Here is a 23,624-nt window from a genome sequence, read left to right as displayed (position 1 = left end):
CGTGACGACGACCCTGACGAAACCCCCGGCCGAGCCGGTGTCCGAGCCTCCGCGGCGGCGCCGCCGGTCCAAGGCGTCCCGGGCCGGCGGGCAACTGCACGCCGGGCCGATCGCGTACATCATCCTCGCCCTGTTCACGCTCGGCTCGCTGTTCCCGCTGGTGTGGACGGCGATCGCCGCCTCCCGCGACAACCAGCGCCTGGCCCAGACCCCGCCGCCGCTCTGGTTCGGCTCCAACCTCTTCGACAAGCTGGAGATCGCCTGGACCGACGCCAATATGGGCGAGGCGATCCTCAACACCACGATCGTCGCGGGGATCTCCTCGGCCACCGTCGTCTTCATGGCGACGATCGCCGGCTTCGCCTTCGCCAAGCTGAGATTCCGGGGGCGCAACGCGCTGATGCTGGTCGTGGTCGGCACGATGATGGTGCCGCCGCAGCTCAGCGTCATCCCGCTGTACATGATGGTCGCCAAGCTGGACTGGTCCGACCAGCTCCAGGCGGTGATCTTCCCGTCCCTGGTCAGCGCGTTCGGCGTGTTCTTCATGCGGCAGTACCTGCTCCAGGCGCTGCCGGACGAGATCATCGAGGCCGCCCGGGTGGACGGTGCCAGCAGCTGGCGGGTGATCTGGCACGTGGTGTTCCCGACGGCGCGGCCCGCGATGGCCGTGCTCGGCATGCTGACGTTCGTGCAGGTGTGGAACGACTTCCTGTGGCCGTTCCTGGTGCTGACGCAGAACGGCAACCCGACCGTGCAGGTCGCGGTGGCGGGCCTCGGCCGCGGCTTCACCCCCGACCAGGCCCTGATCATGGCCGGCGCGCTGCTCGGCACGCTGCCCCTGCTGCTGGTCTTCGCGATCTTCGGCAAGCAGATCGTGGGCGGCATCATGCAGGGCGCCGTCAAGGGCTGACGCCTCACCTCGGGGGCCGGGTCACCGCCGCCCCGGCCCCGACCTCCCCCCTCGCCATCACTACACGTCGGTCTCTCACGACCCGTCACGACCTGCTATGGGAGCGCTTCCATGCTTGAGTCCGCAACGCCGGTGACCCCGGTGACCTTCCCCCCTGCCTTCCTGTGGGGCGCCGCGACCTCGGCGTACCAGATCGAGGGCGCGGTGCGGGAGGACGGCCGTACCCCCTCGATCTGGGACACCTTCAGCCATACGCCGGGGAAGACGGCCGGTGGCGAGACCGGTGACATCGCTGTCGACCACTACCACCGCTACCGCGACGACGTGGCGCTGATGTCCGAGCTGGGTCTGGGCGCCTACCGCTTCTCCATCTCCTGGCCCCGGGTGCAGCCGACCGGCCGCGGCCCCGCCGTCCAGCGCGGCCTGGACTTCTACCGACGTCTGGTGGACGAGCTGCTGGCCGCCGGGATCAAGCCGGCCGTCACCCTCTACCACTGGGACCTGCCGCAGGAGCTGGAGGACGCGGGCGGCTGGCCCGAGCGGGACACGGCGTACCGGTTCGCCGAGTACGCGCAGATCGTCGGCGAGGCGCTCGGCGACCGGGTCGAGCAGTGGATCACGCTCAACGAGCCGTGGTGCGCCGCCTTCCTGGGCTACGCCTCCGGGGTGCACGCCCCCGGCCGTACCGATCCGGCGGCCTCGCTGCGCGCCGCGCACCACCTGAACCTGGCGCACGGCCTGGGCACGGTGGCCCTGCGTTCGGTGATGCCGGCCCGCAACTCGGTGGCGATCAGCCTCAACACCTCCGTGGTCCGGCCGCTGTCGCAGCGGCCCGCGGACCTGGCGGCGGCGCGGAAGATCGACGACCTGTCCGGCGGGATCTTCCACGGCCCGATCCTGCACGGCGCCTATCCGGCCACCCTGCTGGAGGCGACGGCGTCGGTGACCGACTGGTCGCACGTCGAGGACGGCGACCTGGGCCTGATCCGCCAGCCGCTGGACGCGATCTGCCTCAACTACTACACGCCCACGGTGGTGTCGGCGGCGGACGCGGACTCGCGCGCGCCGCGCGCCGACGGTCACGGCGCGAGTGACCACTCGCCGTGGCCGGCCGCGGAGGACGTGGCGTTCCACCAGCCGCCGGGCGAGCGTACGGAGATGGGCTGGAGCGTCGACCCGACCGGCCTGCACGAGCTGATCATGCGCTACGACCGCGAGGCTCCCGGCCTGCCGCTGTACATCAGCGAGAACGGCGCCGCCTACGACGACAAGCCCGGCGCGGACGGCACGGTGCACGACCCCGAGCGGGTCGCCTACCTGGACGGCCACCTCCGGGCGGTGCGCCGGGCCATCGCCGACGGCGCCGACGTCCGCGGCTACTACCTGTGGTCCCTGATGGACAACTTCGAGTGGGCCTACGGCTACGAGAAGCGGTTCGGCGCGGTCTACGTCGACTACGTCTCCCAGCAGCGCACCCCGAAGTCGAGCGCCCTCTGGTACGGCCGCGCGGCCCGCACGGCGACGCTGCCGCCGGTGGACTCGGCCGGGTAGACCGCTGATCCCGGGGCCGGGGCCCGGGGGGGGGAGGGGCGGGGCGGGGGCGCGGCATTCCACGGGGGGTGCCGCGCCCCGGCTTGTGGGGTGCGCGCCGGGTCGGTCGTAGGTCGGGTCACTTGATGGTCGCGGTCGGCCGGGACTGCCGACGGCGTCGAACGGCTCCCCGGTGCCCGCGCTGCCGGGCCGGCGCCGTCCGCCCGTCCAGCTGGATCCAGATCCGCACCTCGGTGCCGCCGAGCACGGAGGAGCCGATCCGTACGTCCCCGCCCGTCGACTCCGCCAGCCGGCGCACGATGTCCAGGCCGAGCCCGGTCGACCCGTCGTTGCCCGAGCCCCGGCCCCGGGCCATCGCCGCGGCGGGGTCGGGTATGCCGGGACCCGCGTCCGAGACGAGCACGATCACCGCGTCCTCGCCGTTGTGCAGGTCGACGGCGAAGGCCGTGCCCTCGGCGGTGTGCCGGAAGACGTTGCCGAGCAGGGCGTCGAGGGAGGCGGCCAGGTCCGCGCGGGCCACGGGTATGCGCACCGGCCGGTCGGCGCCGGCCACCCGCCACTTGCGGCCCTCGTCCTCGGCGAGCGCGGACCAGAAACCCATCCGCTCCCGCACCACCTCGGCCGCGTCGCACCCGGCGCCGGGGCCGGCCGCGGCCGTCTGCGGTTTGGCGTCCCGGGCGGTGCGGATGATCGTGTCGACCTCGCGCTCCAACTGCTCGACGGCGGCCCGGGTCTGGTCGGCGGCCGGCCCGTCGCCGAGCGAGGCCGCGTTGAGCCGCAGCACGGTCAGCGGGGTACGCAGCCGGTGGGACAGGTCGGCGGCCAGCTCCCGTTCGTTGGCCAGCAGTTGGACGACCTGGTCGGCCATGGAGTTGAACGCGACTGCCGCGAGGCGCAGTTCGTTCGGTCCCTCCTCCGGCACCCGCGCACCGAGCTTCCCCTCCCCCAGTTCGTGCGCGCCCTCGACCAGGCGTTGCGCGGGCTGCACCATCCGGATGCCCAGCCGGTCGGCGACCGCGACCGAGCCGACGATCAGGGCGGCGCCGACCGCGGCGAGCACCGCCCAGGCCGTGCCGACGCCGTTGGTGACCTCGGACTCGGGGACGTAGACCTCGACGACGGCGATCTCGCCGGAGCTGAGCGCGACCGGCTGGAGCAGCGTGGAGCCGCCGGTCACCTCCGTGGTGGAGGCGCGGCCCATCTCGCGTACGGCGGCGATGTCCTCGTCGGTGGCGCGCTGCCGGCCGATGTCGGTGCCGCCGTTCTCCTGGCCGGACGCCGGTATGTGCACGGCCATGCCGGCGTCCGAGCCCGCGGAGGCGACGACGCGCTCGAGCTGCTCGCGTTCGGTGGTGATGGACAGTGCCGGGGCGACGGCGGCGGCCTCCCGCTCCGCGTTGGAGAAGGCGCGGTCCCGGGCCATCTCCCGGATGACCAGTCCGAGCGGTACCGCGAAGGCGACCACCACCATCGCGGTGACCGCCAGCGACACCTTGACCAGGGCCCACCTCATCGCGGCGGCTCCACTCCGGGAAGCCCCGCGGCCGGCCCGGCGGACGGCTCCGTGGGCGGCTCCAGCTTCACGCCGACACCGCGCAGGGTGTGCAGGTAGCGCGGCCGGGCCGCGGTCTCGCCGAGCTTGCGCCGCAGCCAGGACAGATGGACGTCGATGGTCTGGTCGTCGCCGTAGGACTGCTGCCAGACCTCGGCGAGCAGTTCCTTGCGGGGGACGACGACTCCCGGCCGGCCGGCCAGGAAGGCGAGCAGGTCGAACTCGCGGCGGGTCAGGTCGAGCCGGGCGCCGTCCAGTTCGGCCTGGCGGCGCAGCGGGTCGACGGTGAGGCCGCCGACCCGGATGACGGTCGACGGGGCCGCCTCCGCGGGGCCGGTCCGGGCGCGGCGCAGTACGGCCGCCATCCGGGCCGACAGGTGCTCGACGGAGAACGGCTTGGTGAGGTAGTCGTCCGCGCCCGCGTTCAACAGCCGTACGACCTCCGCCTCGTCGTCCCGGGCGGTGGCGACGATCACCGGTACGTCGGTGATGCCGCGCAGCATCTTCAGCGCCTCGGAGCCGTCCAGGTCGGGCAGGCCGAGGTCGAGGATCACCACGTCGAAACGGAAATGGGCGACCTCGCGCAGCGCCTCCAGTGCCGTACCGACGCTGCGCACGGTGTGCGAGGCGTCGGTCAGATGCCGGATGAGCGCCGAGCGTACGAACTGGTCGTCCTCGACCACGAGCACACTTGCCATGGGCGGCACCGTACGCCATGCGGACCAACCCGGCGCGGGCCTGTGGACAACTCCCGCCCGCCCCGGCTCCGCCCTCGTTCCGCCGTCGTTCCGTCTCCGTTCGGGCGACACGCGTGTGGCTCGTGAGGCAGTATGGCCGCGATGCGCAGAGGACTCGTACACGTACTCGCCTGGCTGCTCGCCACCGGCGCGGCGGTCACGCTGTCCTGGTGGGGCGTCCACACGGTGATGGCGGGCACGGCCTACGACCGCCCCCGCGCCCTGCCCATCACGGCGGCCGACGCCTCCGTGCGGGAGGCGCGGGAGTCGGAGGACGCCGGGGGTTCGGGGTCGTTGGCCTCGTCCACCAGGCGGCCGTCGCCGTCGGGCAGCCCCTCGCCGGAGCCGAGCGGGACCCCCGACGAGCCGTCCCCCACTCCGTCGCGGACCGCGCCGTCCGCCTCCGCCGAGCCTCCGGCGAGTCCCTCGCCGACCACGTCCGGCCGGGTCAGGAGTTACGACACCGACGGCGGCCGGGCGGTCTTCGACCTCGGTACGTCGTCCGCGTCCCTGGTGTCGGCGACGCCGGGCGCGGGCTGGTCGATGCAGGTGTGGAAGACGGAGTCGTGGATCCGGGTGGAGTTCACCTCGGGCGCGGACCGGGTGTCGGTGTTCTGCACCTGGCACGACGGGCCGCCGCGGGTGGAGATCGGCAGCTACTGAGTCACTTGAAGACGGACGGGGGCGGCGCCGGGGAGGCCACCGCCGCCGCGTCCGTCACGGGCACCGCGCCGCCGGTGAAGTCGGTCAGCGCGCGGCCGTGCTCCACGCGCGCGGGGTGCGGGTCGGAGGCGGCGCGGCGGGTGAGTTCGGCGACCGGCAGCGGGTGGTCGGAGGCGACGAGGACCGCGTTGCCGAAGCGTTTGCCGCGCAGTACGGCCGGGTCGGCGACGAGGGCGAGCTCCGGGAAGCGGTCGGCGGCGGTGGCGATCTGGCCGCGCAGATGGGCGAGCGGCGGACCGTCGGCGAGGTTGGCGGCGTAGACCCCGCCGGGCGCGAGCGCGCGCCGGACCTCGTCCAGGAACTCGGTGGACGTCAGATGGGCGGGGGTACGGGCCCCGCTGAAGACGTCCGCGACGACCAGCTGTGCCCAGCCGTCGGGCACCTTGGCCAGCCCGGCGCGGGCGTCTGCGGAGCGCACCCGGATCCGCGCGCCGGGGTCCAGGGGAAGCTCCCGGCGGACCAGCTGGACGAGGCCGGCGTCCTTCTCGACGACCTGCTGGGTGGAGCGGGGGCGGGTGGCGGCGACGTAGCGGGCGAGGGTGAGGGCGCCGCCGCCGAGGTGCACGGCCTGCACGGGCTTGCCCGGCGGAACGGCCAGGTCGATGACGTGCCCGAGGCGGCGCTGGTACTCGAAGGACAGGTACGCCGGGTCGTCGAGGTCGACGTGCGACTGCGGGGCACCGTCGATCAGCAGCGTCCAGGCCCGGCTCCGCTCCCGGTCCGGGATCAGCTCGGCGAGCCCGCCGTCGACGTTCTCGGCGACGGCTTCGGCGGCAGCGCGCCCGCGGCGGGCGTTCCTGGACTTTCCCATCGGGCCATTATCGGCGCACCGGGGCAACGCCGTACGGCTGGTCCGGGCACCTCGGCTGCGGCTGTCCGCGGCCTCGATCAGCCGGGCGTCTCAGCTGCAGCCGTCCGCGGCCTCGATCAGTCGGGCCGCCTCGCCCAGCGCGGCCCGCAGTACCGCGGGGTCGGTCGCCAGGTCCGCCTCGCCGGGCGGCAGCAGCCAGTCGGAGCCCTCCACGGGCGGCTCGGGGGCCAGGTCGAGGCTGAGTCCGCGGCCGTCCGTCTCCGTGCAGGTGCTTCCGGGCACGTCCCAGGCGGCGGCCGTGCCCGGGGGTACCAGGAACCCCAGGGTGTCGCAGCCGTCGTCGTGGATCACGGGGCCGACCCCGTCACCGGCGCCCCTTCTGAGGATGTCGACCGCCTCCAGACCCTGTCGGGTCGGCACGGTGACGACGTCGCAGGCGTCGCAGGGGGGATCGCTGATCCGTCTGGTATCCATCCCGGCCTCCACCACGGAACTCCTCCTTGGACGAGCGGGTCGGGAGTCGGGGGCCTCCCGGTCCACCGGGTTCAACGCGTCGGACCGTCAACGGCTACGGCACAAGTCAGCCGCAAAGGATGGCACTTCATGGCAGATCGTGGATGAGATATCCGGTTTGTAGCCAAACACCGCGTGGTCACTCCGTCACAGCGGGTACGTTCTTGCTCGCCGGAAACAGGGCTGCCAAACGCAGAAATCCCTACAACTCACTCCTGTCCCGGCATGGTTCGTCGGTTCGCACGAGAGGACCCGGCCATGGCGTCGTCAACGGTGACCTCCGCCCAGCCCGATCGGCCACCGCGGCCGAACCTCGCCTTCCGGCGGTTGCGCGGAAGGCGCTCGCCGGCCGAGTTCGCGGCGGCGGTGCGCCGGGCCGCGCGTGAGATCGGCGAGCGGGTCAGCTGTGACGCGCGCTACATCGGCCGGGTCGAGGCGGGCGAGATCCGCTGCCCCAACTACGCGTACGAGCGGGTGTTCCTGCACATGTTCCCCGGTCGCACGCTCACCGACCTGGGGTTCGCGCCCCGCTCGTCGGTACGCGGACGCCGGGCGCGCACCGGGGAGGACGCGCGGAACACGCACGACCCGCACAACACGCAGTACCCGCAGTACCCGCAGTACCCGCAGAACAAGCAGTACCTGTACGACACGCACGACAACAACGAGGAGAGCGACGTGCTGCGTCGCGCATTCATGACGAGCGGTGCCACGGTGGCCGCCGCCTCGCTGGGGCCCCTGGGGCCCGCTCTCGACGCCGCGGCGGCTCAGCGCCCCGTGCGCCGGGCAGGGGCGGGCGACGCGGGCGCCCTCGAAGAAGCCGTCCGCCGGATCCGGCTGCTCGACGACCGGCACGGCGCCGACGGTCTCTACCGGCGCGCGGCGGCCCCGCTGCGTACCGCGTACGCGCTGCTGGACGCCGGCGCGACCCGGCAGGCGACGGCGGACCGGCTCTACTCGGGCGCCGGGGAACTGGCGATCTCCGTGGGCTGGCTGGCGCACGACTCCGGGCGCTTCGACGACGCGCGCTCCCACTACGCCGAGGCACTCGCCACGTCCCGGATGACCGGCGACGCGGGTCTGGAGGCGCACGCCTTCTGCAACATGGCGTTCCTGGCCCGCGACGCCGGGCGCCCGCGCGAGGCGGTACGGGCGGCCCAGGCCGCGCAGCGTGCCGCCCGCCCGCTGGGGTCGGCCCGACTGATGTCCCTGCTGGCGCTGCGCGAGGCGGGCGGGTGGGCCGGGCTGGCCGACCGCGTCGGCTGCGAGCAGGCGCTGGCCCGCGCGCAGGCCTTCTTCGGGCGGGGCCCCTCGGACGCCGACCCCGAGTGGATGAGCTTCTACGGCGCGGCCGAGCTGGAAGGGCTGGAGGCCCAGTGCTGGTCCACCCTGGGCGACTGGCCCCGGGCGGCCCGGCACGCGCGCCGGGCGGCCGAACTGCAGGACCCGCACTTCACCCGGAACCTCGCGCTGTACTCGGCGGAACTGGCGGACGACCTGGCGCGCGGCGGCCGGCCCGACGAGGCGGCGGGGGCGGGCATGCGGGTTCTGGACCTGCTGGGCGAGGTCCAGTCGTCACGCGTCCACACGATGCTGTCCGCGACGGCGCGGGTGCTTCTTCCGCACCGGCGGGCATCGGACGTCTCGGCCTTCCTGGACCGCCACGCGGCGCTGCCGCGCACGGCGTGAACCACGGTTCACCACTCCCCCCCCCAGCTGCGGGCAGTCGTGCCGCTGGGGCGGCACGGGTGGGCGCAGCGGCACCCCGCACCGCCGGGCAGCGCACCCACCTGCACCCGCACCGGCACCGGCACCGGCGTCAGCCCGCCAGATGCCCCAGGTCGTTCCAGCTCTCCACCGCCGGCTCCCCGTACGCCCACCCCAGCACCGACAGCGACGTCGGGTTCAGCCGTATCCGTGCCGCGAAGTCCAGCGGCAGCCCCAGCCACCGCGCCCCGATCGACCGGAGAATGTGCCCGTGGGCGAAGACGAGGACGTCGCGGTCCGCCTCACGCGCCCACGCGACGACCTCGTCCGCGCGCGCGGTGACGTCCGCCAGGCTCTCCCCCTCGGGCACGCCGTCCCGCCAGATCAGCCAGCCGGGCCGGACGGCCTGGATCTCGTCCGGCGTCATGCCCTCGTACGCCCCGTAGTCCCACTCCATCAGCGTGTCCCAGGCCCGGGCCCGCTCACCGAAGCCGGCCAGCTCGCAGGTCTCGCGCGCGCGGGCCAGCGGGCTGGTGCGCACCTCGACGCCGGGCAACCCCTCCAGCGGCGCCCGGTGCAGCCGCTCGCCGAGCAGCTTGGCGCCGCGCCTGCCCTCCTCCAGGAGCGGCACGTCGGTCCTGCCGGTGTGTCTGCCGGACAGCGACCACTCCGTCTGTCCGTGCCGGGCCAGCAGGATGCGCGGTGCCATGAAGGGGCCTTTCCGGGAGAAATGTCTGAGGGGACCACCCCATCATCGCGCACGCCGCGCGCGGGCAACCCGGCGGGCGATCCCGGCGTCTATCAGGGCCGAGGGCGCCCAGTGAAGCGGGGCGCACCAAGGCCGTAGAGTGTCACGTCCGTGTCGGTCCAGGCGCGCGCGAGAACGAAGGGGGAGGGCGATCGGATTGCCGCACACCGAGACACCGGGCACCGAGGCGGCCCCCAAGACTCGACTGCGCTGGTGGACCGAACTGCCGCTCATCCTCCTCGTCTACGCCTTCTACTCCGCGGGCCGGCTCATGGTCCGGGGTGACGTCGCCGACGCCGTCGACCACGGCCTGGCCATCCTGCGCATAGAGAAGGTGCTGTTCCTCAACGCGGAGCACCCGCTCAACCGCCTCTTCACCCGCGAACCGTGGATCGGCATACCGGCCGACTTCTGGTACGCGTCGCTGCACTACCTGGTCACCCCCGCGCTCCTGATCTGGATCTTCCGCTCGCGCGCCGTGCGCTACCGGGCCGCCCGTACCTGGCTGATGACGTCCACGTTCATCGGTCTCATCGGCTTCACCCTGCTGCCGACCTGCCCGCCGCGGCTGCTGGACGCGAGCCACGGCTTCGTCGACACGATGGCGCAGTACAGCTCGTACGGCTGGTGGGGCGGCGAGGCGAGCGCGCCGCGCGGCCTGGGCGGGATGACCAACCAGTACGCGGCCATGCCGAGCCTGCACGTCGGCTGGGCGCTGTGGTGCGGGGTGATGCTGTGGCGCTACGGCGGCACGCGCACGACGAAGGTGGCCGGCGTCGTCTATCCGCTGGTGACCACGATCGTGGTGATGGGCACCGCCAACCACTACTTCCTCGACGCCGTCGCGGGTGCCGCGGTGATGGGCGCGGGACTGCTGCTGACGCCGTACGTGCTGCGGACGGCGGACCGGGTGCGAAGCCGGATCGCGGCCCGTTTCGCACCGGCCGCACCGGCCCCGGCCGACGCGGGTTCCACGATTGTCAGTGGTGGATGCCAGACTTCCGCGGGTGAGCGATTCCCACGGCAGCGCGAGCAGCGGTTCGGACCAGGAGCCGAGCCGGACCCCTCCCCAGCGGACGCGGGGGACGAGACTCCGGCACCGGCTCGCTGAGCTGCGCGGTCCCGACGTACCGGCCAAGGCGCTGGACGCGCGGGCCCTGGCCGCCCTCGCCGCCAACCCCGGCTGCCGCCGGCGCGCGATCCTCGACGGTGCCGGAGTGGACAAGGCCTCGCTCGCGAGCGCGCTGGGCTCGCCGTCGGTCTTCGGGCAGTCGCAGTTCGCGTTCATGCGGGGCAACGCCTTCGAGGCGCGGGTCAAGGCGGACGGCGGCGCCGAGCTGCTGCGGCTCGTGCACGAGAAGCTGGACCGGGGCGCCGAACCGCCCGCCGGCGCGCAGGTGCCCGACCTGTCCGCGACCGGCCCCGAGGGCCGCGCGGCGCGGACGGCGCTGGCCCTGCGGGAGGCCACCGGCACGCCCGGGACCTGGACGCTGCTCGACCACCCGATGCTCGCCCTCGACGTCGCCGGTTCCCCCGCTTTCCTGGAGCCGGACGCCGTGGTGGTGCACCCGGACGGCAGCTGGACGGTCGTCGAGATCAAGTCCTTCCCCATGCTGGACGGCTCCGCCGACCCGGCGAAGGTCGGCGCCGCCGCGCGGCAGGCCGCGGTGTACGTGCTGGCCCTGGAGCGGGTCGCCGCCCGGCTGGACCCCGCCCCGCGCGTGCGCCACCGCGTGCTCCTGGCCTGTCCCAAGGACTTCTCCAACCTGCCCACCGCCTCCGCCGTCGACGTGCGCAAGCAGCGCGCGGTCACCGACCGCCAGCTGGCCCGGCTGACCCGCGTCGAGGACATCGCCGACGCACTCCCCGACGGCGTCTGCTTCTCCCCCGAGCTGCCGGCCGAGGAGCTGACGGCCGCGGTCGAGGCGGTCCCGGCGACGTACGCGCCCGAGTGCCTGTCCGCCTGCGAGCTGGCCTTCCACTGCCGCGCCCGGTCCCGCGAGGCCGACGCGGTGACCTCGCTGGGCCGCCCGGTCCGGGCCGAGCTCGGCGGCCTGTCGACGGTGGAGGAGGTGCTGGCCGCGGCCCGCGGGGAGACCGGCGATCCCGACGACCCGGCGGTGGCCGCCCTGCGCAGGGCGGCGCGGCTGCGCGCGGAGGCACTCGCGACGGCCGGCATCGGGGCCGACGGGAGCGGACTACATGGGACCGGCGGGGTCGGCGGGAGCGGGGTGGCCGGGTGTCACTGATCACGACGCTCGCCCGCCTGGAGGCCGTGCGCACCGGACACGCCCAGCCCGCCGCCACCGTCCGGCACCGGCACCTGTCCGACCGTCCGCTCGTCTTCGTGCCGCTGATCACCGCGGGTGAGGCCGGTGCTCCGCTGGGCGCCCTGGTCGGCACCGACCGGGACGCGCCGCACCTGCTGGTCGTGCCGCAGCCCCGCGACCGCGACCTGCGCTTCGCGTTCCTGGCCGAGCTGGCCGGCATCGTGCTGCCGCACGTCGAGGCGTACGCCGACAGCGTCGAGGCCGCCGAGCGCACCGAGACCGATCCGGAGACGGGCAAGCGGGTCAAGGTCGAGGTCGACCTGTGCGCGGACGCGGCGCAGCTGATCGTGCCGAGCCGGGCCGGTATCGACTTCGTACGGCTGCTTGGCCGGTCGATGCGCTTCCGGCGCACGGCGGAGGAGGACCCGGAGACACCGCACCCCGCGCCGCCGAGGGTGCCGCTGCTCGGCCGGTGGCTGACCCACTACGGCGAGCGGGCCCGGGTCCCCGGCTCCTCCCTCCTCCTCGCCATGACCGACCTGCTGGGCCGGCACTGGGCGACCGGGCAGTCCACGCTGGAGGACCAGCACCTGGGGGCGCTGCTGGCCTGGATCGCCCCGGCGGCCGACGGCGAGGGGCTGACCGGCGCACAGGCCGCCCGGCGGGCCGAACTGGCCCGCGACGCCGATGGCCAGCTGCTGTGCCCGCCCGCGGGCCCGGCCACCGACCCGGCCTTCGACAACAAGCTGCTCGCGCCCGCGATCGAGCGCTACGACCGCGCCCGCACCGCGCTCGCCGCCGCCGAGGACGGCCTGGAGGCCGACGAACGGCTCGGCGCGCTCACCGCCGCCGAGCGGGAGATCCGCACCCTGGTCGAGAGCCGTACGCGGCCCACCTGGGACACGGTGTGGCGGGGCCTGGACCTGCTGCGGGAGCTGCCGGCCGGGGCGCATGTCGAGGACCGCTGGACCCGCGACCGCTGGTCGTTCACGTCCCACCGCGACCGCATCCTGTCCGGCGAGCCCCCGCAGCCGCGCCGGGACGACGCGGTGACCGCGGCGAACAAGCTCGCCACGCGCGAGCGGGAACAGGCCCGGCTGGAGGCCCAGGAGGCGCTGGACGATCCGCTGGTGATGGCCGGGCGGCGACTGGCCGGCGAGGCGTTCGCCGGGGAGGTCACCGACGTGGTCATGGCGTACAGCGAGAGCAAACGGCCCAGTCCGCGCCCGCTGGTCACCATCCGCACGGACGACCGCCCGCACCTGGGCGAGCGCGTGAAGGTCTACCGGTCGCTGGGCGGCAAGCCGCAGGCGGCGGAGTACGTCGGACCGGCCGGTGCGGACGGGGACGGTGCCGAGGGCGGGGGCGGACTGGTCCTGCGGATCGTCGACAAGATGGGCCGCGGCAAGGAGCCCGAGGCCGGGTCGGTGCCCGAGAAGGGCGACCTGGTCTGCTTCACCCTCTTCGAACACGAGCAGCGGGGCGGGGCGAAGCTGCCCGACCCGGACCAGACCCCGTGGACGCACGGCGGACCGCCCGGCGAGACGGCCGCCGTACCGGAGGCCGCCGACGCCCGGACGGAAGAGGACATCCTGTGACCGCCGAGGCCACCACCGCCCCCGTCGAGGCCGGCTTCGACCCGGGCGCCGAAGCCGCCCGCGCCACCGCCGCGATCCTCCACGACACCCTGCACGGCACCGAGCGCGGTGTCGTCGTCGACTCCCCGCCCGGCGCGGGCAAGTCCACGCTGGTCGTTCGGGCGGCGCTGGAGCTGGCCGAGGCGGGCCGGACCCTGATGGTCGTGGCGCAGACCAACGCCCAGGTCGACGACCTGGTCCTGCGCCTCGCCGAGAAGAACCCCGACCTGCCGGTGGGCCGCCTGCACAGCAGTGACGCCGACCCGTACGACAAGGCGCTCGACGACCTGGCGAACGTACGCAAGTCGGCGAAGGCCGCCGATCTCGCCGGGCAGGCCGTCGTCCTGTCGACCGCCGCGAAGTGGGCGCACGTCAAGGTGGACGAGCCGTGGCGGCACGCGATCGTCGACGAGGCGTACCAGATGCGCTCGGACGCGCTGCTGGCGGTCGCCGGGCTGTTCGAGCGGGCGCTGTTCGTGGGCGACCCGGGTCAGCTGGACCCGTTCGCGACGGTGGGCAGCGAGCAGTGGGCGGGTCTGTCGTACGACCCGTCGGCCTCCGCGGTGACGACACTCCTCGCCCACAATCCCGCCCTCCCCCAGCACCGGCTGCCGGTGTCGTGGCGGCTCCCGGCGTCGGCGGCACGGCTGGTCTCCGACGCGTTCTACCCGTACACGCCGTTCCGCAGCGGCACGGACCACGGCGACCGTGGTCTGTCCTTCACGGTGGCGTCGGACGGCTCGGGCCCCGACCGGGTGATCGACGAGGCCGCCCGCTCGGGCTGGGGTCTGCTGGAGCTGCCCGCCGGTCACACGCCGCGCACCGACCCGGAGGCCGTACGGGCGGTGGCGGCGGTGGTCCGGCGGCTCCTCGACCGGGAGGGCGTGGCGACGTCCGAGCGCTCCCCCGACCCCGCTCCCCTGACGTCCGCCCGCATCGCCGTCGGCACCGCGCACCGGGACCAGGCGGCGGCGGTCCGGGCCGCGCTGGCCGACCTCGGGGTGACCGAGGTGACGGTGGACACGGCGAACCGGCTCCAGGGCCGCGAGTACGACGTCACCGTCGTCCTCCACCCGCTCTCCGGCCGCCCCGACGCCACCGCCTTCCACCTGGAGACGGGCCGCCTGTGCGTCCTGGCCTCCCGGCACCGGCACGCGTGCATCGTGGTCTGCCGGGAGGGCGTGAGCGAGCTGCTGGACGACTATCCGTCCACGGAGCCGGTCCAGTTGGGAACGCCGGTCAAGTTCCCGGACGGCTGGGAGGCGAACCACGCGGTGCTCGCGCACCTAGCGAAGCACCGGGTGGCGTGGCGACCCTGAGCGTCCCTCCGGCGCCGGTCCGGCGTTTCCTTTAGCGCTAAGGTTTCTGTACCGAACACATGCCGCGAGGGGAAGACATGGCTCAGGGCAGGGCGGCGAAGCGGCCGGACGCTGTGGCGGGGATCGTCGAGGACTGGGCGCGGGAGCGGCCCGAGCTGGACACGTCGCCGCTGGAGGTGCTGGCCCGGCTGCACCGGTCGTATCTGCAGTACCAGTCGCGGATGACCTCGCGGCTCGACGAGCACGGAGTGTCCGTCGCCGGGTTCGACGTGCTCACCGCGCTGCGCCGGTCCGGGGCCCCGTACCGGCTGACCGCCGGGCAGCTCGCGGACTCCGGGCTGATCTCGTCGGCTGGGGTGACCCTGCGGCTCGACCGGCTGGAGAAGGACGGTCTGCTGGTGCGCGAACGCGACGCCGGTGACCGGCGCGTGGTGTACTCACGGCTCACCGAGGCCGGACTGGCGAAGGTGGACGAGGTGTTCGCCGAGCACCTGGAGAACGAACGCCGGATGCTCGGCGGGATCTCGCCCGCCGAGCGTCGTCAACTGGGCCGTCTGCTGTCGAAGCTGGAGCGGTCCATCGTGGATTCCGACGACATCCCCCCTCAGCGCGCCGAGACCGGCTGAGCCTTCGACTGCCGCCCGGCCTGCGCCTGGTAGAGGCGGCGCAGGCGGACCACGCCCAGGTCGTGCTGGTAGAGGTTCTCCCGCTGGTCGGCGTCCGCGGGCATGGCTTCGAGGATGATCCGGTCCTGCTCCAGAACCTCCCAGTGGCGGGCCTCGATGAGGGTCTTGTAGAGGAACCGCCAGGTGTCGCGCTGCCAGTCGCTCACCTTGCGGTAGCGCCAGAAGAAGACGCCGGTGCGTCCGGCGTCCACCGGGCAGGCCATGCCGACGATGCCGAACGGGCCGCCGGGGCCCGCCGACGGCGGGTAGGGGATGGACAGGTCCACCCAGTCGACGCCGGTGTGGCACAGCTCGACCCAGTCGAAGTTGACGCCGCGCTGGTCGGTCTTCTCGAAGAAGTAGCCGCGCTCGGTCTCCCGGATGCGGAACTTGGCGGTCGTGTCGCCGGCGAACATGGTGTGTGACTCGGAGTGCAGGAACGCGCCGTGCATCGGGTCGAGCAGGTTCTCCATGGCGAACCGCCACGGCACGTCCCACTCGGCGTAGCAGAGGAAGGCGGAGATGTCGTCGTCGGCGAGCGGTTCTGGGAGGGTGAGTCGCACCGGCTCCGGGTGCTCCTCGTCGCCGAAGTAGGCGAGGATCGCGCCGCCGACCTCGCGGACGGGCAGCGAGGTGACGAGGGTCTTGCCCTCCAGGTTGCAGCCGGGCAGGCCGGGGACGCTGGTGACTGTGCCGGTGCCGTCGATCTCGACGCCGTGGTACCAGCAGGCGACCCGGTCGCCGAGGTGCTTGCCGAGGGAGAGGGGCGCCCCGCGGTGCGGGCAGCGGTCGGCGAGCATGGAGAGGCCGCCGTCGGACTTGCGGAAGAGCAGCCAGTTCTCGCCGAGGGCGGTCACCCTGCGCATGCCGCCGGGCTCGACGAAGTGGGACGGTACGACGGGGTGCCACTGGTTGCGCAGGCCGTGAGAGTAGATGTGGTCGGCGGTGTCGTGGGTCGAGAGGGTCATGTCAGGCTCCCAGGCGGTGCATCTCGGCGCGGAAGGACTCCTCGGTCCAGGGCTCTCCCGTGGGTGTGCGCAGTTGGCGGGAGTTGAGGCCGTCGATCACGTCGGACAGCTCGTGACCGTCCTTGGTGAAGATGTCTTCCAGGGTGCGCGCGAGTTTCGTCTCGTACGGGGTGGGCTCGTGGTCTCGGGTCTGGTGGGGGTCCAGGAAGGGCCAAGTGGTCTCGGGCACAGCGTTCTCCGTAGGTGGTCAGAGGTTCAGGACGAGGCGGTCCGAGGCGCAGCGCGAGACGCAGATCATCATCGTCTCGCCGGTGGCGCGTTCGGTGTCGCTGAGCAGGAAGTCGCGGTGGTCGGGGGTGCCGGCCAGGACGCGGGTCTCGCAGGAGCCGCAGATGCCGTCGCGGCAGGAGGAGGCGACGCTCAGCCCGGCGTTCTCGGCGGCCTCCAGGATGGAGGTGCCGGGGCCGACGTGCAGGGTCACTCCCGAGGTCCGGCACTCGACCTCGAAGGCGCTGTCGTCGCCGCCGTCGCGTGCCACGGCCGGCGCGGCGAAGCGCTCGGTGCGCAGCCGCCCTTCGGGCGCCGCGTCCTCGACGGCCTTCAGCAGCGGCTCGGGGCCGCAGCAGTACACCAGCGCGTCGGCCGGGAGATCCGCGAGCGTGCCCGCCACGTCGATGTGCCCCTGCTCGTCCTGCGGCACGAGGGTCACCTCGCCGCCGAGTGCGGCGAGTTCGCTACCGAACGCCATGGAGGCGCGCGTACGGCCGCCGTGCACCAGCCGGTACGGGATGCCGTCCCGGTCGGCGCGGCGGGCCATCGCCAGGATCGGCGTGATACCGATGCCGCCGGCGATGAAGACGTAGGAGGCGGCCGGTTCGAGGGCGAAGTGGTTGCGCGGCCCGGCCACCCGGACAGTCTGGCCGGGCCGCACCTTCGTGTGCACGTGACGTGAACCGCCCCGTGACGCCGGCTCGTTGAGGATGCCGAGCCGGTACACACCCGTCTCCTCCGGGACGCCGCACAGGCTGTACTGGCGTACGTGGCCGCCCACGTGCAGGTCCAGGTGGGCGCCCGGCGTCCAGGCGGGCAGCGGCTTGCCGTCCGGGTGGACCAGTTCGACGGAGAGGACTCCGTCCGCCTCCCAGGTCGTGCGGTGGACGAGGAGGTCCAGTTCCTGCTCTTCGGTGGCGCTCATGTCGGCGGGGCCTCCCTACCGGGTGGGGATCTTGACGGGCGGGGTGAACGGGTTCTTCATCGGGCCGAGCGCGGCCAGGTCGACCTCGACGAGGGTCGGGCCGTCGGCGGCCACGGCCGCCTCGATCACCTTCGCGGCCTCGCTGGCGTCGCCGATCCGCGCGTACGGGAGTGAGCAGGCGGCGGCGAGCTGGGCGAAGTCGGGGGTGAACAGGTCGACGCCGGAGCGGCGTTCGGTGTAAGTGGCCTGCATGTTGCGCAGTACGCCGTATCCGCCGTCGTTGAAGACGACCAGGGTCAGCCGGGGCCGTTCCTGGGCGAGGGTGAGCAGTTCGCCGAGGTGGACGGCGAGTCCGCCGTCCCCGGCGATGACCACGGTGGGCTCGTCGGGGCGGGCGAGGGCGGCGCCGATGCCCATGCCGAGGCCCTGGCCGATGCCGCCGCCGCGCGGGAAGACGTTGGCCCGCGGGTCGTGGATGGGCAGCAGGCGGTTGCCCCAGGCCGACGAGGGGATGGTCACGTCCCGAGCGACGACCGCGCCGCGCGGCAGGGCGGCGGCGAGCGCGTCGCAGATCGCGGCCTGGGGACCGATGCCGTCGTGCAGGGCGGCCCGCACCTCCTCGCGCACCCGCCGCACCCGGTCCGTCCACTCCGCGTCCGCCCGTACGGCGGCCTCGGTGAGCCTCGGCAGTACCGCCGCCGCGTCACCGTGGAGAGCGTGCGACGCGGGGTACACCCGGCCGAGAGCGGCGGCGTCGACGTCGATCTGGATGTGTGCTTCGGGGAGGCGGAGTCCGTAGTCAGCGGTCTCGTTGGAGCGGAAGTGGGTGCCGACGGTGACGAGGGCGTCAGCGTCCGCGAGGAGGGCGCGGGCGGCGGGCGTGGTGGCGAAGTTGCCGATGACCTGGTCGTGGTCCTCGGGAACGGAGCCCCGGCCGGAGTTGGAGGTGAGCAGCCCGGCACCGGTCGCCTCCAGCAGGGCGAGGAGCTGGTCGCGGGCGGTGTTGGCGCCGCCACCGGCCCAGATCAGCGGGCGGCGCGCGGAGGCGAGCAGGTCGCGTGCCGCGGCCAGCCGGGACGGGTCCGGCATCGGCACGTCGGCAACGGGTGTGCTGGAGCCGTCGTCCTCCTGGACCGCGTACTGCAAGTCGATCGGCCACTCCACGCTCGCCGGTCCGCCCGGCGCGGTGAGTGCGGCGGCGGACGCCTCGCGCAGGACGCGGCCCGCGTCCCGCGCGGAGGTGACGGTCGCGGCGTACTTGGACACCGCGGCGAGCATGCCGGGCTGGTCCTTGGTCTCGTGGATGAAGCCGCGCCCGCTGCCGAGGTACGCCGACTCGACCTGACCCGTGATGTGCAGCACCGACGTCCCTGACGCGAGCGCCTCGATCAGGGACCCGGCGGCGTTGCCCGCGCCGGTGCCGGTGGAGGTGAGCGCGCAGCCGATGGAGCCGCGGGCGCGGCCGTACGCGTCGGCGGCGTTGACGGCGCTCGCCTCGTGCCGCACCGGCACGAACCGCAGCTCCGGGTCGGCCTCGACGGCCTCCACCAGCGGCAGGTTGTGCACGGACACGATGCCGAACACGGTGTCGACGCCGAGGGACTTGAGATGGGCGGCCAGGAGTCCGCCACCGTGGTCGTAACGCATGCGAGCTCCTCAGAGGATGCCGCGGCCGACTCCGCCGCAGACGTCGATGCTGGTTCCGGTGATGTAGGAGGCGCGCGGCGAGAGCAGCGAGACGATCGCGTAGGCGACCTCCTCGGCGCGGCCGAGCCGCCCCAGCGCGATGCCCCGGTCGGCGGCGATCTCCGCCTGCCACTCCTCGTAGCCGAGCCCGCTGTCCGCGGCCGCGTGGCGGCGGGTCCACTGGCCGGTGTCGACCAGGCCGAGGCAGACGGAATTGACGCGGATGCCCTCGGGGGCGAGTTCGCGGGCCAGGGAGGCGGAGAGGTTGAGGATGCCGGCGCGGGCGGCGCTCGTCGTGATCAGCCGGGTCTCGGGCTGCTTGGCGAGGACGGCGTTGACGTTGACGATCGCGGCGGCGTCGGAGGCGCGGAGGTGGTCGCGGGCGGCGGCCAGGGGATGGAGGACGCCCGCGAACTTCAGTTCCAGCTCGTCGCGCCAGTCGTCGCCGGTCGTCTCGTCGAGGGACTTCATGCGGGACTGACCGGCGTTGTTGACGAGCCCGTCGAGACGTCCGCCGAGGCGGTCGGCGGCGCGCTCGGTGAAGTCCCGTACGGCGTCGGCGTCCCGGACGTCGCAGACGCCGGTGTAGAGGCGGTCCGTACCGGCGCCGAGGCCGGCGGCGGCCTTGGCGAGCCGGTCGGCGTCGCGCCCGCAGGTCGCGACACGGGCGCCTTCCGCGAGCAGGGCGCGGACCGTGGCCAGGCCGACGCCGGAGCTGCCGCCGGTGACCAGGACGGTGCGGTCGGCGAGGCCGAGATCCATGGGTACTCCTAGGCGGTGGGGAGGATGGTTCAGTGCATGGTGAAGCCGCCGTTGACGGCGATCACCTGGCCGGTCAGGTAGCGGGACTCCTCGCCCAGCAGGTACGAGACGAGCCCCACCAGATCGTCGGGCCGCTGCGGGCGGGGGATCGCGCGGTTGGCCGCGTACAGGGCGTGCCGCTCGGCCGGGACGGTGTCGGTCGCCTCGATCTCCGTCAGGCCCGGCGCCACCGCGTTGACGGTGATGTCCCGCTCGCCCAGCTCGCGGGCCATCGCCCGGGTCAGGGCGACGACCGCGCCCTTGGAGGCGATGTAGTGGGCGAGGCGCGGGGAGCCGTAGAGGGCCGCGTCGGAGGCGATGTTGACGATGCGTCCCGGGGCGGACATCAGCGGCAGCAGGTGCTTGGCGACGAGCCAGGGGCCGCGCGCGTTGACGGTCATCAGCCGGTCCCAGGCCGCTACGTCGATGTCCTGGAACTCCAGGCCGCCGACGCCGTTGGCGAGCGCCGCGTTGTTGACCAGCCCGTACACGGGGCCGGCGGGTGCGAGGCGGGCGGCCAGTGCCTCGACCGAGGCGGGGTCGGCGACGTCCAGCGGCACGAACTCCGCCGCGCCGCCCGCCTCACGGATGGCCGCCGCCGTACGGGAGCCCCATTCCTCGTTCAGCTCGGCGACGACGACCCGGTACCCGTCGGCCGCCGCCCGGCGGGCCATGGCCTCCCCCAGGCCACGGCCCGCACCGGTCACGACGACCGTACGGCGCCCGGTGGCCGGGTCAGTCACGGGTGACGCCGTACAGCGGGGAGTACTCGGGGTAGGTCGGCACCTGCGGCTTCCGGGTGCCGATGATCACGCAGAACAGCGCGTCCGTGTCGCCCTCGTTCTTCAGCGAGCGGGTCACCCCGGCCGGCACCACGATCATGTCGCGGTAGCCGAGGGTGCGGTACTCGGTCTCGTCCGGGCCGCGGTGGATGCCGACGCGGACCTCGCCCTCCAGGACGAAGAAGGCCTCCTCGACGTCGTGGTGGGTGTGGGCGGGGCCCTCGGCGCCGGGCGGCAGCAGCATGTTGGAGAAGGTGAAGCCGCCGGAGGGCAGGATGCGGCCGTCGTTCTCGTGGTTGCCGGTCGCGCCGGAACCGACGTAGCGGATCTGCGCCCGCTTGTACTGCGGGCCCGCCTTCTCCTGGAAGGACAGGGTGCCCCAGTCCGGCTCGCGGGAGGCCCTGGAGGCGATCAGGGAGTCGGTGTACTTGGCGAGGTCCCCGTTGTTGTCGTACTCGTCGGTGGTCAGCGGCATGGTGGTCAGCCCTTCGTGGTGCGGGTGTTGGTGACGATGTGCAGGTGGGAGAGCAGCCAGGCGTTGAAGTGCTCGGGCTGTTCCTGGTTGGCCAGGTGACCGGCGTCCTTGACGATCACGTAGGCGGTCCGGTGCAGACCGCCTGCCAGGACCTGTGAGGCGTCGGGGCCGGTGATCCGGTCCTTCTCCCCGCACAGGACGAGGGTGGGCGCGGTGACCCGGTCGAGTTCGCCGCGCAGGTCGGTGCGGGCCATGGACTCGGCCGCCGACCGGTAGCCGGGGGGCCGGACCGAGTCGGCCATGGTGTCGACGACGCGCCGCACCAGCTCGGGTGGCGCGCCCTCGGACAGCAGTCGGGGGCCGCGCTTCTCCGCGAAGGCGCGCGGGCCGTGGCGCTCCAGCTCCGGGACCCGGGCGCGCATCGCGGCGGCCTTCTCCGGGCTCGTCCCGGAGCCGGGCGTGGAGTCGGCGACGGTGAGGGAGGCGACGAGGTCCGGGTGCCGGGTGGCGAGCCGCAGCGCGATCACGCCGCCCCAGGAGACGCCGACGACGTGCGCATCGGTCCCGCGCGCCCGGATGACCTCGGCGGCGGTGTCGGCGTAGTCGTCGAGGGTGAGGTCGTGGTCCGGGTCGGCGGATTTCGCGTATCCGGGGGCGTCCCAGGCCACCACCCGGTGGTCGGCGGCGAGGGCGTCGGTCTGCGGGGCGAAGGCGGCGGACGAGGAGCCGATGCCGTGCAGGCACAGCACCAGCGGCCCTTCGCGGCCGGCTTCCTCCAGGTGCAGCCCGGCGAGGTCGTGGGCGGTCACAGGATCTGCCCCCGGCGTCCGGCCAGGGCGGCGAGCGAGCGCAGCACGGCGTAGGGGACGACCCTGCTGGTGGCCGGGTTGGCGGCGTCGGGGACGTGGCGCACCTCGAAGCGGTACGAGCCCTGCGGTCCGCTCGCCTCGATCACGTGGGAGGTGTGCGAGGCCGCCGGATCGGCGACGACGCGTACCTGTACGGCGTCGAGGTCGCCGACCGCGAGCGCCACCGAGGCGGCGACGTTCGTGGACTTGGGGAACTTGACCGGTACGTCGCGCGCGCTGCCGCGCATGACCTCGACGGGGCCGGTCGTGGCCCGCAGCCGGGCGAGCGTCTCCTCGTCCATCCAGGGCTGTTCGAGCGTGGACGGCAGCTTGGTGGTGGTCAGCGTGACCTCGCCGAGCGGTCCCATGGCGCGTACGGCCTGGAGCAGGTCGAGTCCGCCGACGGCGCCGCCGGTGAAGTACACCCGGCCGGGCCCGGCCGCCAGGAGCCGCTTCGACAGGTCCTCGTCGGTCAGCGCTCCGGTGGACGCCACGAGCAGGTCGGTGCCGGAGGCGAGGACCGTCTCGCCCCATTCGCGTACGACGCCCTGTCCCGCGGCCTCGACGATCAGGTCGCAGGAGGCGAGGGCCTGTTCCACGGTGAGCTGCGGGGCGGGGACGGCGTCGCCCAGGGGCCGGTTGTCGACGATGCCGACAAGCTCGGCCCCCGGCACCTCGCCCGCGGCGAGCGCGCCGCCGACGGTCCGGCCGATGGCGCCCCAGCCGATGAGGCCGACCTTGCGCGTGTGGGCTTTCGTGGCGCTGCTCATGCCGCTGCTCCTTCCGGGCCGGTGGTGGCGTCCACGGGCGCGGCGACCGGGCTGCCGTCGGGCGTGCCCGTCATGTGGGCGCGGATCCGCGGCGACGGCGGGCCCGCGGTCCCCCACAGGTCGGACAGCTCGGGGGTGCGCCGCCACACCTTGCAGATCCAGGTGTCCTCGACGATCTGGGCGACCTCGGTGGTGTACTCGCACACCAGGCCGGTGGGGTCGGTGAAGTAGGAGAAGGTGTTGTTGCCGGGGCCGTGCCGGCCGGGGCCCCACTCGGGGGTGATCCCGTGGTGCCGGAGCCGGCCGAGGCCGCGCATGAAGTGGTCGATCGAGGTCATCTCGTAGGCCACGTGGTTGAGGGAGACCCACGGCGCCTGGTTGAAGGCGACGCAGTGGTGGTCGGAGCCGCAGCGCAGGAACGCCATCTGGTGCTCGGACCAGTCCGAGACGCGCATGCCGAGCACGTCGCGGTAGAAGGCGACGGAGGCGTCGATGTCGGGGGTGTTGAGGACGGCGTGGGTGACGCCCACCGGCAGGGACGCGTCCCGGCTGCGTTCGGTGACCGCCCAGGTGTCGGCGGACAGTTCGATCAGCCGCCCGTCGAGGTCGTGGAAGCGCAGCCCGTAGCCGCCGCCGACCTGGTCGAGGGGGCCGGGCTCGGTGACGAGGGTGATGCCGCGCGCGTGGAGGCGGCGTGCGGCCTCGTCGACCTCGGCCGGCGTGCCGAGTGCGAAGACGAGACGGCCCAGGCCGATCGTCTCGGAGCGGGTCAGGTGCAGGGCGTGGTGCTCCTCGCCGGTGCCGCGCAGCCAGCTCGCGCTGTGCTCGGCCTCGACGACCTGGAGGCCCCACACCTCCTCGTAGAAGTCGACGGCGTCGGCGAAGTTCGGGGTGAGCAGCTCGACCGAGCGCAGAGCGCGGAGCCGGCCGATCGGGGGGTGGGTCATAGCGGAATC

24 protein-coding genes are annotated in these 23,624 nt (G+C 73.7%); 9 read left to right on the top strand and 15 right to left on the bottom strand.

Annotated elements, in window-relative coordinates; genetic code table 11:
• Nucleotide 1: 1 nt before the first annotated feature.
• Both RI578_RS25500 and RI578_RS25495 read left to right on the top strand, forming a co-directional pair.
• Nucleotides 2–910 (top strand): carbohydrate ABC transporter permease, encoded by a 909-nt coding sequence (locus tag RI578_RS25500; protein WP_310873248.1) that lies wholly within the window; start codon nt 2–4, stop codon nt 908–910.
• Nucleotides 911–1,021: 111 nt separating this feature from the next.
• Entirely contained in the window at nt 1,022–2,461 is a 1,440-nt protein-coding gene (locus RI578_RS25495; protein ID WP_310873247.1) for a GH1 family beta-glucosidase, read from the top strand.
• Between the two features lie 118 nt (nt 2,462–2,579).
• Here the strand turns inward: RI578_RS25495 and RI578_RS25490 are convergent, their stop codons facing one another.
• Both RI578_RS25490 and RI578_RS25485 read right to left on the bottom strand, forming a co-directional pair.
• Entirely contained in the window at nt 2,580–3,974 is a 1,395-nt protein-coding gene (locus RI578_RS25490) for a HAMP domain-containing sensor histidine kinase (protein ID WP_310873246.1), read from the bottom strand.
• Nucleotides 3,971–4,711, bottom strand: a complete 741-nt coding sequence (locus RI578_RS25485) for a response regulator transcription factor (RefSeq protein ID WP_310873245.1) — start codon at nt 4,709–4,711, stop codon at nt 3,971–3,973. Before RI578_RS25485 ends, RI578_RS25490 begins: the two co-directional genes overlap by 4 nt.
• 141 nt (nt 4,712–4,852) lie before the next feature.
• On the opposite strand from RI578_RS25485, the gene RI578_RS25480 reads away from it, so the two are divergent.
• Nucleotides 4,853–5,413 (top strand): hypothetical protein, encoded by a 561-nt coding sequence (locus RI578_RS25480; RefSeq protein ID WP_310873244.1) that lies wholly within the window; start codon nt 4,853–4,855, stop codon nt 5,411–5,413.
• Between the two features lies 1 nt (nt 5,414).
• Here RI578_RS25480 and RI578_RS25475 read toward each other — a convergent pair whose 3' ends face one another.
• Nucleotides 5,415–6,284, bottom strand: a complete 870-nt coding sequence (locus tag RI578_RS25475; protein ID WP_310873243.1) for a fused MFS/spermidine synthase — start codon at nt 6,282–6,284, stop codon at nt 5,415–5,417.
• 90 nt (nt 6,285–6,374) lie between these two features.
• Nucleotides 6,375–6,758 (bottom strand): hypothetical protein, encoded by a 384-nt coding sequence (locus RI578_RS25470; protein ID WP_310873242.1) that lies wholly within the window; start codon nt 6,756–6,758, stop codon nt 6,375–6,377.
• Nucleotides 6,759–7,055: 297 nt separating this feature from the next.
• On the opposite strand from RI578_RS25470, the gene RI578_RS25465 reads away from it, so the two are divergent.
• Nucleotides 7,056–8,486, top strand: coding sequence for a hypothetical protein (locus RI578_RS25465; protein ID WP_310873241.1), 1,431 nt, complete (start codon nt 7,056–7,058; stop codon nt 8,484–8,486).
• 130 nt (nt 8,487–8,616) lie between these two features.
• On the opposite strand, the gene RI578_RS25460 is transcribed toward RI578_RS25465, so the two are convergent.
• Nucleotides 8,617–9,213, bottom strand: a complete 597-nt coding sequence (locus RI578_RS25460; protein ID WP_310873240.1) for a histidine phosphatase family protein — start codon at nt 9,211–9,213, stop codon at nt 8,617–8,619.
• A gap of 196 nt (nt 9,214–9,409) precedes the next feature.
• On the opposite strand from RI578_RS25460, the gene RI578_RS25455 reads away from it, so the two are divergent.
• The 5 genes from RI578_RS25455 (at nt 9,410) to RI578_RS25435 (ending at nt 15,104) form a co-directional block, all read left to right on the top strand.
• Nucleotides 9,410–10,363, top strand: coding sequence for a phosphatase PAP2 family protein (locus RI578_RS25455; protein ID WP_310873239.1), 954 nt, complete (start codon nt 9,410–9,412; stop codon nt 10,361–10,363).
• On the top strand, nt 10,260–11,501 hold the full coding sequence (locus RI578_RS25450) for a hypothetical protein (protein ID WP_399061375.1): 1,242 nt from the start codon (nt 10,260–10,262) through the stop codon (nt 11,499–11,501). Before RI578_RS25455 ends, RI578_RS25450 begins: the two co-directional genes overlap by 104 nt.
• Nucleotides 11,492–13,120 carry a hypothetical protein gene (locus RI578_RS25445; RefSeq protein WP_310873238.1) on the top strand — a complete coding sequence of 543 codons (1,629 nt, stop codon included), beginning with the start codon at nt 11,492–11,494 and terminating at the stop codon, nt 13,118–13,120. The genes RI578_RS25450 and RI578_RS25445 overlap by 10 nt, the downstream gene beginning before the upstream one ends.
• Complete coding sequence (locus RI578_RS25440; protein WP_310873237.1) at nt 13,117–14,478, top strand: AAA domain-containing protein; 1,362 nt, start codon at nt 13,117–13,119, stop codon at nt 14,476–14,478. Before RI578_RS25445 ends, RI578_RS25440 begins: the two co-directional genes overlap by 4 nt.
• Before the next feature lie 77 nt (nt 14,479–14,555).
• The gene (locus RI578_RS25435) at nt 14,556–15,104 is read left to right on the top strand and encodes a MarR family transcriptional regulator (RefSeq protein WP_310873236.1); all 549 of its coding nucleotides are present in this window, start codon (nt 14,556–14,558) and stop codon (nt 15,102–15,104) included.
• On the opposite strand, the gene RI578_RS25430 is transcribed toward RI578_RS25435, so the two are convergent.
• From RI578_RS25430 to RI578_RS25385, 10 genes are read right to left on the bottom strand one after another with little or no spacing between them, the layout of a single operon-like run.
• Nucleotides 15,083–16,111: an aromatic ring-hydroxylating dioxygenase subunit alpha gene (locus RI578_RS25430; RefSeq protein ID WP_310873235.1), complete on the bottom strand. Its 1,029-nt coding sequence runs from the start codon at nt 16,109–16,111 to the stop codon at nt 15,083–15,085. The two genes, RI578_RS25435 and RI578_RS25430, sit on opposite strands and share 22 nt — an antisense overlap.
• Nucleotide 16,112: 1 nt before the next feature.
• Nucleotides 16,113–16,340 carry a recombinase-like helix-turn-helix domain-containing protein gene (locus RI578_RS25425; protein ID WP_100048119.1) on the bottom strand — a complete coding sequence of 76 codons (228 nt, stop codon included), beginning with the start codon at nt 16,338–16,340 and terminating at the stop codon, nt 16,113–16,115.
• Between the two features lie 18 nt (nt 16,341–16,358).
• On the bottom strand, nt 16,359–17,306 hold the full coding sequence (locus RI578_RS25420) for a PDR/VanB family oxidoreductase (RefSeq protein WP_310873234.1): 948 nt from the start codon (nt 17,304–17,306) through the stop codon (nt 16,359–16,361).
• 15 nt (nt 17,307–17,321) lie between these two features.
• Nucleotides 17,322–18,953 carry a thiamine pyrophosphate-binding protein gene (locus RI578_RS25415; protein WP_310873233.1) on the bottom strand — a complete coding sequence of 544 codons (1,632 nt, stop codon included), beginning with the start codon at nt 18,951–18,953 and terminating at the stop codon, nt 17,322–17,324.
• 9 nt (nt 18,954–18,962) lie between these two features.
• On the bottom strand, nt 18,963–19,754 hold the full coding sequence (locus RI578_RS25410; protein ID WP_310873232.1) for an SDR family oxidoreductase: 792 nt from the start codon (nt 19,752–19,754) through the stop codon (nt 18,963–18,965).
• 29 nt (nt 19,755–19,783) lie between these two features.
• Nucleotides 19,784–20,536 carry an SDR family oxidoreductase gene (locus RI578_RS25405; RefSeq protein WP_310873231.1) on the bottom strand — a complete coding sequence of 251 codons (753 nt, stop codon included), beginning with the start codon at nt 20,534–20,536 and terminating at the stop codon, nt 19,784–19,786.
• Entirely contained in the window at nt 20,529–21,050 is a 522-nt protein-coding gene (locus RI578_RS25400) for a cupin domain-containing protein (protein WP_310873230.1), read from the bottom strand. Before RI578_RS25400 ends, RI578_RS25405 begins: the two co-directional genes overlap by 8 nt.
• Before the next feature lie 5 nt (nt 21,051–21,055).
• Nucleotides 21,056–21,859 (bottom strand): alpha/beta fold hydrolase, encoded by an 804-nt coding sequence (locus tag RI578_RS25395; protein ID WP_310873229.1) that lies wholly within the window; start codon nt 21,857–21,859, stop codon nt 21,056–21,058.
• Complete coding sequence (locus RI578_RS25390; RefSeq protein ID WP_310873228.1) at nt 21,856–22,668, bottom strand: aspartate dehydrogenase domain-containing protein; 813 nt, start codon at nt 22,666–22,668, stop codon at nt 21,856–21,858. Before RI578_RS25390 ends, RI578_RS25395 begins: the two co-directional genes overlap by 4 nt.
• Nucleotides 22,665–23,615 (bottom strand): VOC family protein, encoded by a 951-nt coding sequence (locus tag RI578_RS25385; protein ID WP_310873227.1) that lies wholly within the window; start codon nt 23,613–23,615, stop codon nt 22,665–22,667. The genes RI578_RS25390 and RI578_RS25385 overlap by 4 nt, the downstream gene beginning before the upstream one ends.
• Nucleotides 23,616–23,624: the final 9 nt, after the last annotated feature.

Source organism: Streptomyces sp. BB1-1-1, assembly GCF_031597775.1.
GTDB classification, from domain to species: Bacteria; Actinomycetota; Actinomycetes; order Streptomycetales; family Streptomycetaceae; genus Streptomyces; species Streptomyces thinghirensis.
Note: the sequence above shows the minus strand (reverse complement) of the source record. Positions and strands in the feature narration are given on the sequence as shown.

Excerpts from the sequence above, each read along its gene's own strand:
- RI578_RS25495 (WP_310873247.1), top strand. The coding sequence starts at position 1,022 with ATGCTTGAGTCCGCAACGCCGGTGACCCCGGTGACCTTCCCCCCTGCC.
- RI578_RS25490 (WP_310873246.1), bottom strand. The coding sequence starts at position 3,974 with ATGAGGTGGGCCCTGGTCAAGGTGTCGCTGGCGGTCACCGCGATGGTG.
- RI578_RS25485 (WP_310873245.1), bottom strand. The coding sequence starts at position 4,711 with ATGGCAAGTGTGCTCGTGGTCGAGGACGACCAGTTCGTACGCTCGGCG.
- RI578_RS25480 (WP_310873244.1), top strand. The coding sequence starts at position 4,853 with ATGCGCAGAGGACTCGTACACGTACTCGCCTGGCTGCTCGCCACCGGC.
- RI578_RS25475 (WP_310873243.1), bottom strand. The coding sequence starts at position 6,284 with ATGGGAAAGTCCAGGAACGCCCGCCGCGGGCGCGCTGCCGCCGAAGCC.
- RI578_RS25470 (WP_310873242.1), bottom strand. The coding sequence starts at position 6,758 with ATGGATACCAGACGGATCAGCGATCCCCCCTGCGACGCCTGCGACGTC.
- RI578_RS25465 (WP_310873241.1), top strand. The coding sequence starts at position 7,056 with ATGGCGTCGTCAACGGTGACCTCCGCCCAGCCCGATCGGCCACCGCGG.
- RI578_RS25460 (WP_310873240.1), bottom strand. The coding sequence starts at position 9,213 with ATGGCACCGCGCATCCTGCTGGCCCGGCACGGACAGACGGAGTGGTCG.
- RI578_RS25435 (WP_310873236.1), top strand. The coding sequence starts at position 14,556 with ATGGCTCAGGGCAGGGCGGCGAAGCGGCCGGACGCTGTGGCGGGGATC.
- RI578_RS25430 (WP_310873235.1), bottom strand. The coding sequence starts at position 16,111 with ATGACCCTCTCGACCCACGACACCGCCGACCACATCTACTCTCACGGC.
- RI578_RS25420 (WP_310873234.1), bottom strand. The coding sequence starts at position 17,306 with ATGAGCGCCACCGAAGAGCAGGAACTGGACCTCCTCGTCCACCGCACG.
- RI578_RS25415 (WP_310873233.1), bottom strand. The coding sequence starts at position 18,953 with ATGCGTTACGACCACGGTGGCGGACTCCTGGCCGCCCATCTCAAGTCC.
- RI578_RS25410 (WP_310873232.1), bottom strand. The coding sequence starts at position 19,754 with ATGGATCTCGGCCTCGCCGACCGCACCGTCCTGGTCACCGGCGGCAGC.
- RI578_RS25400 (WP_310873230.1), bottom strand. The coding sequence starts at position 21,050 with ATGCCGCTGACCACCGACGAGTACGACAACAACGGGGACCTCGCCAAG.
- RI578_RS25390 (WP_310873228.1), bottom strand. The coding sequence starts at position 22,668 with ATGAGCAGCGCCACGAAAGCCCACACGCGCAAGGTCGGCCTCATCGGC.
- RI578_RS25385 (WP_310873227.1), bottom strand. The coding sequence starts at position 23,615 with ATGACCCACCCCCCGATCGGCCGGCTCCGCGCTCTGCGCTCGGTCGAG.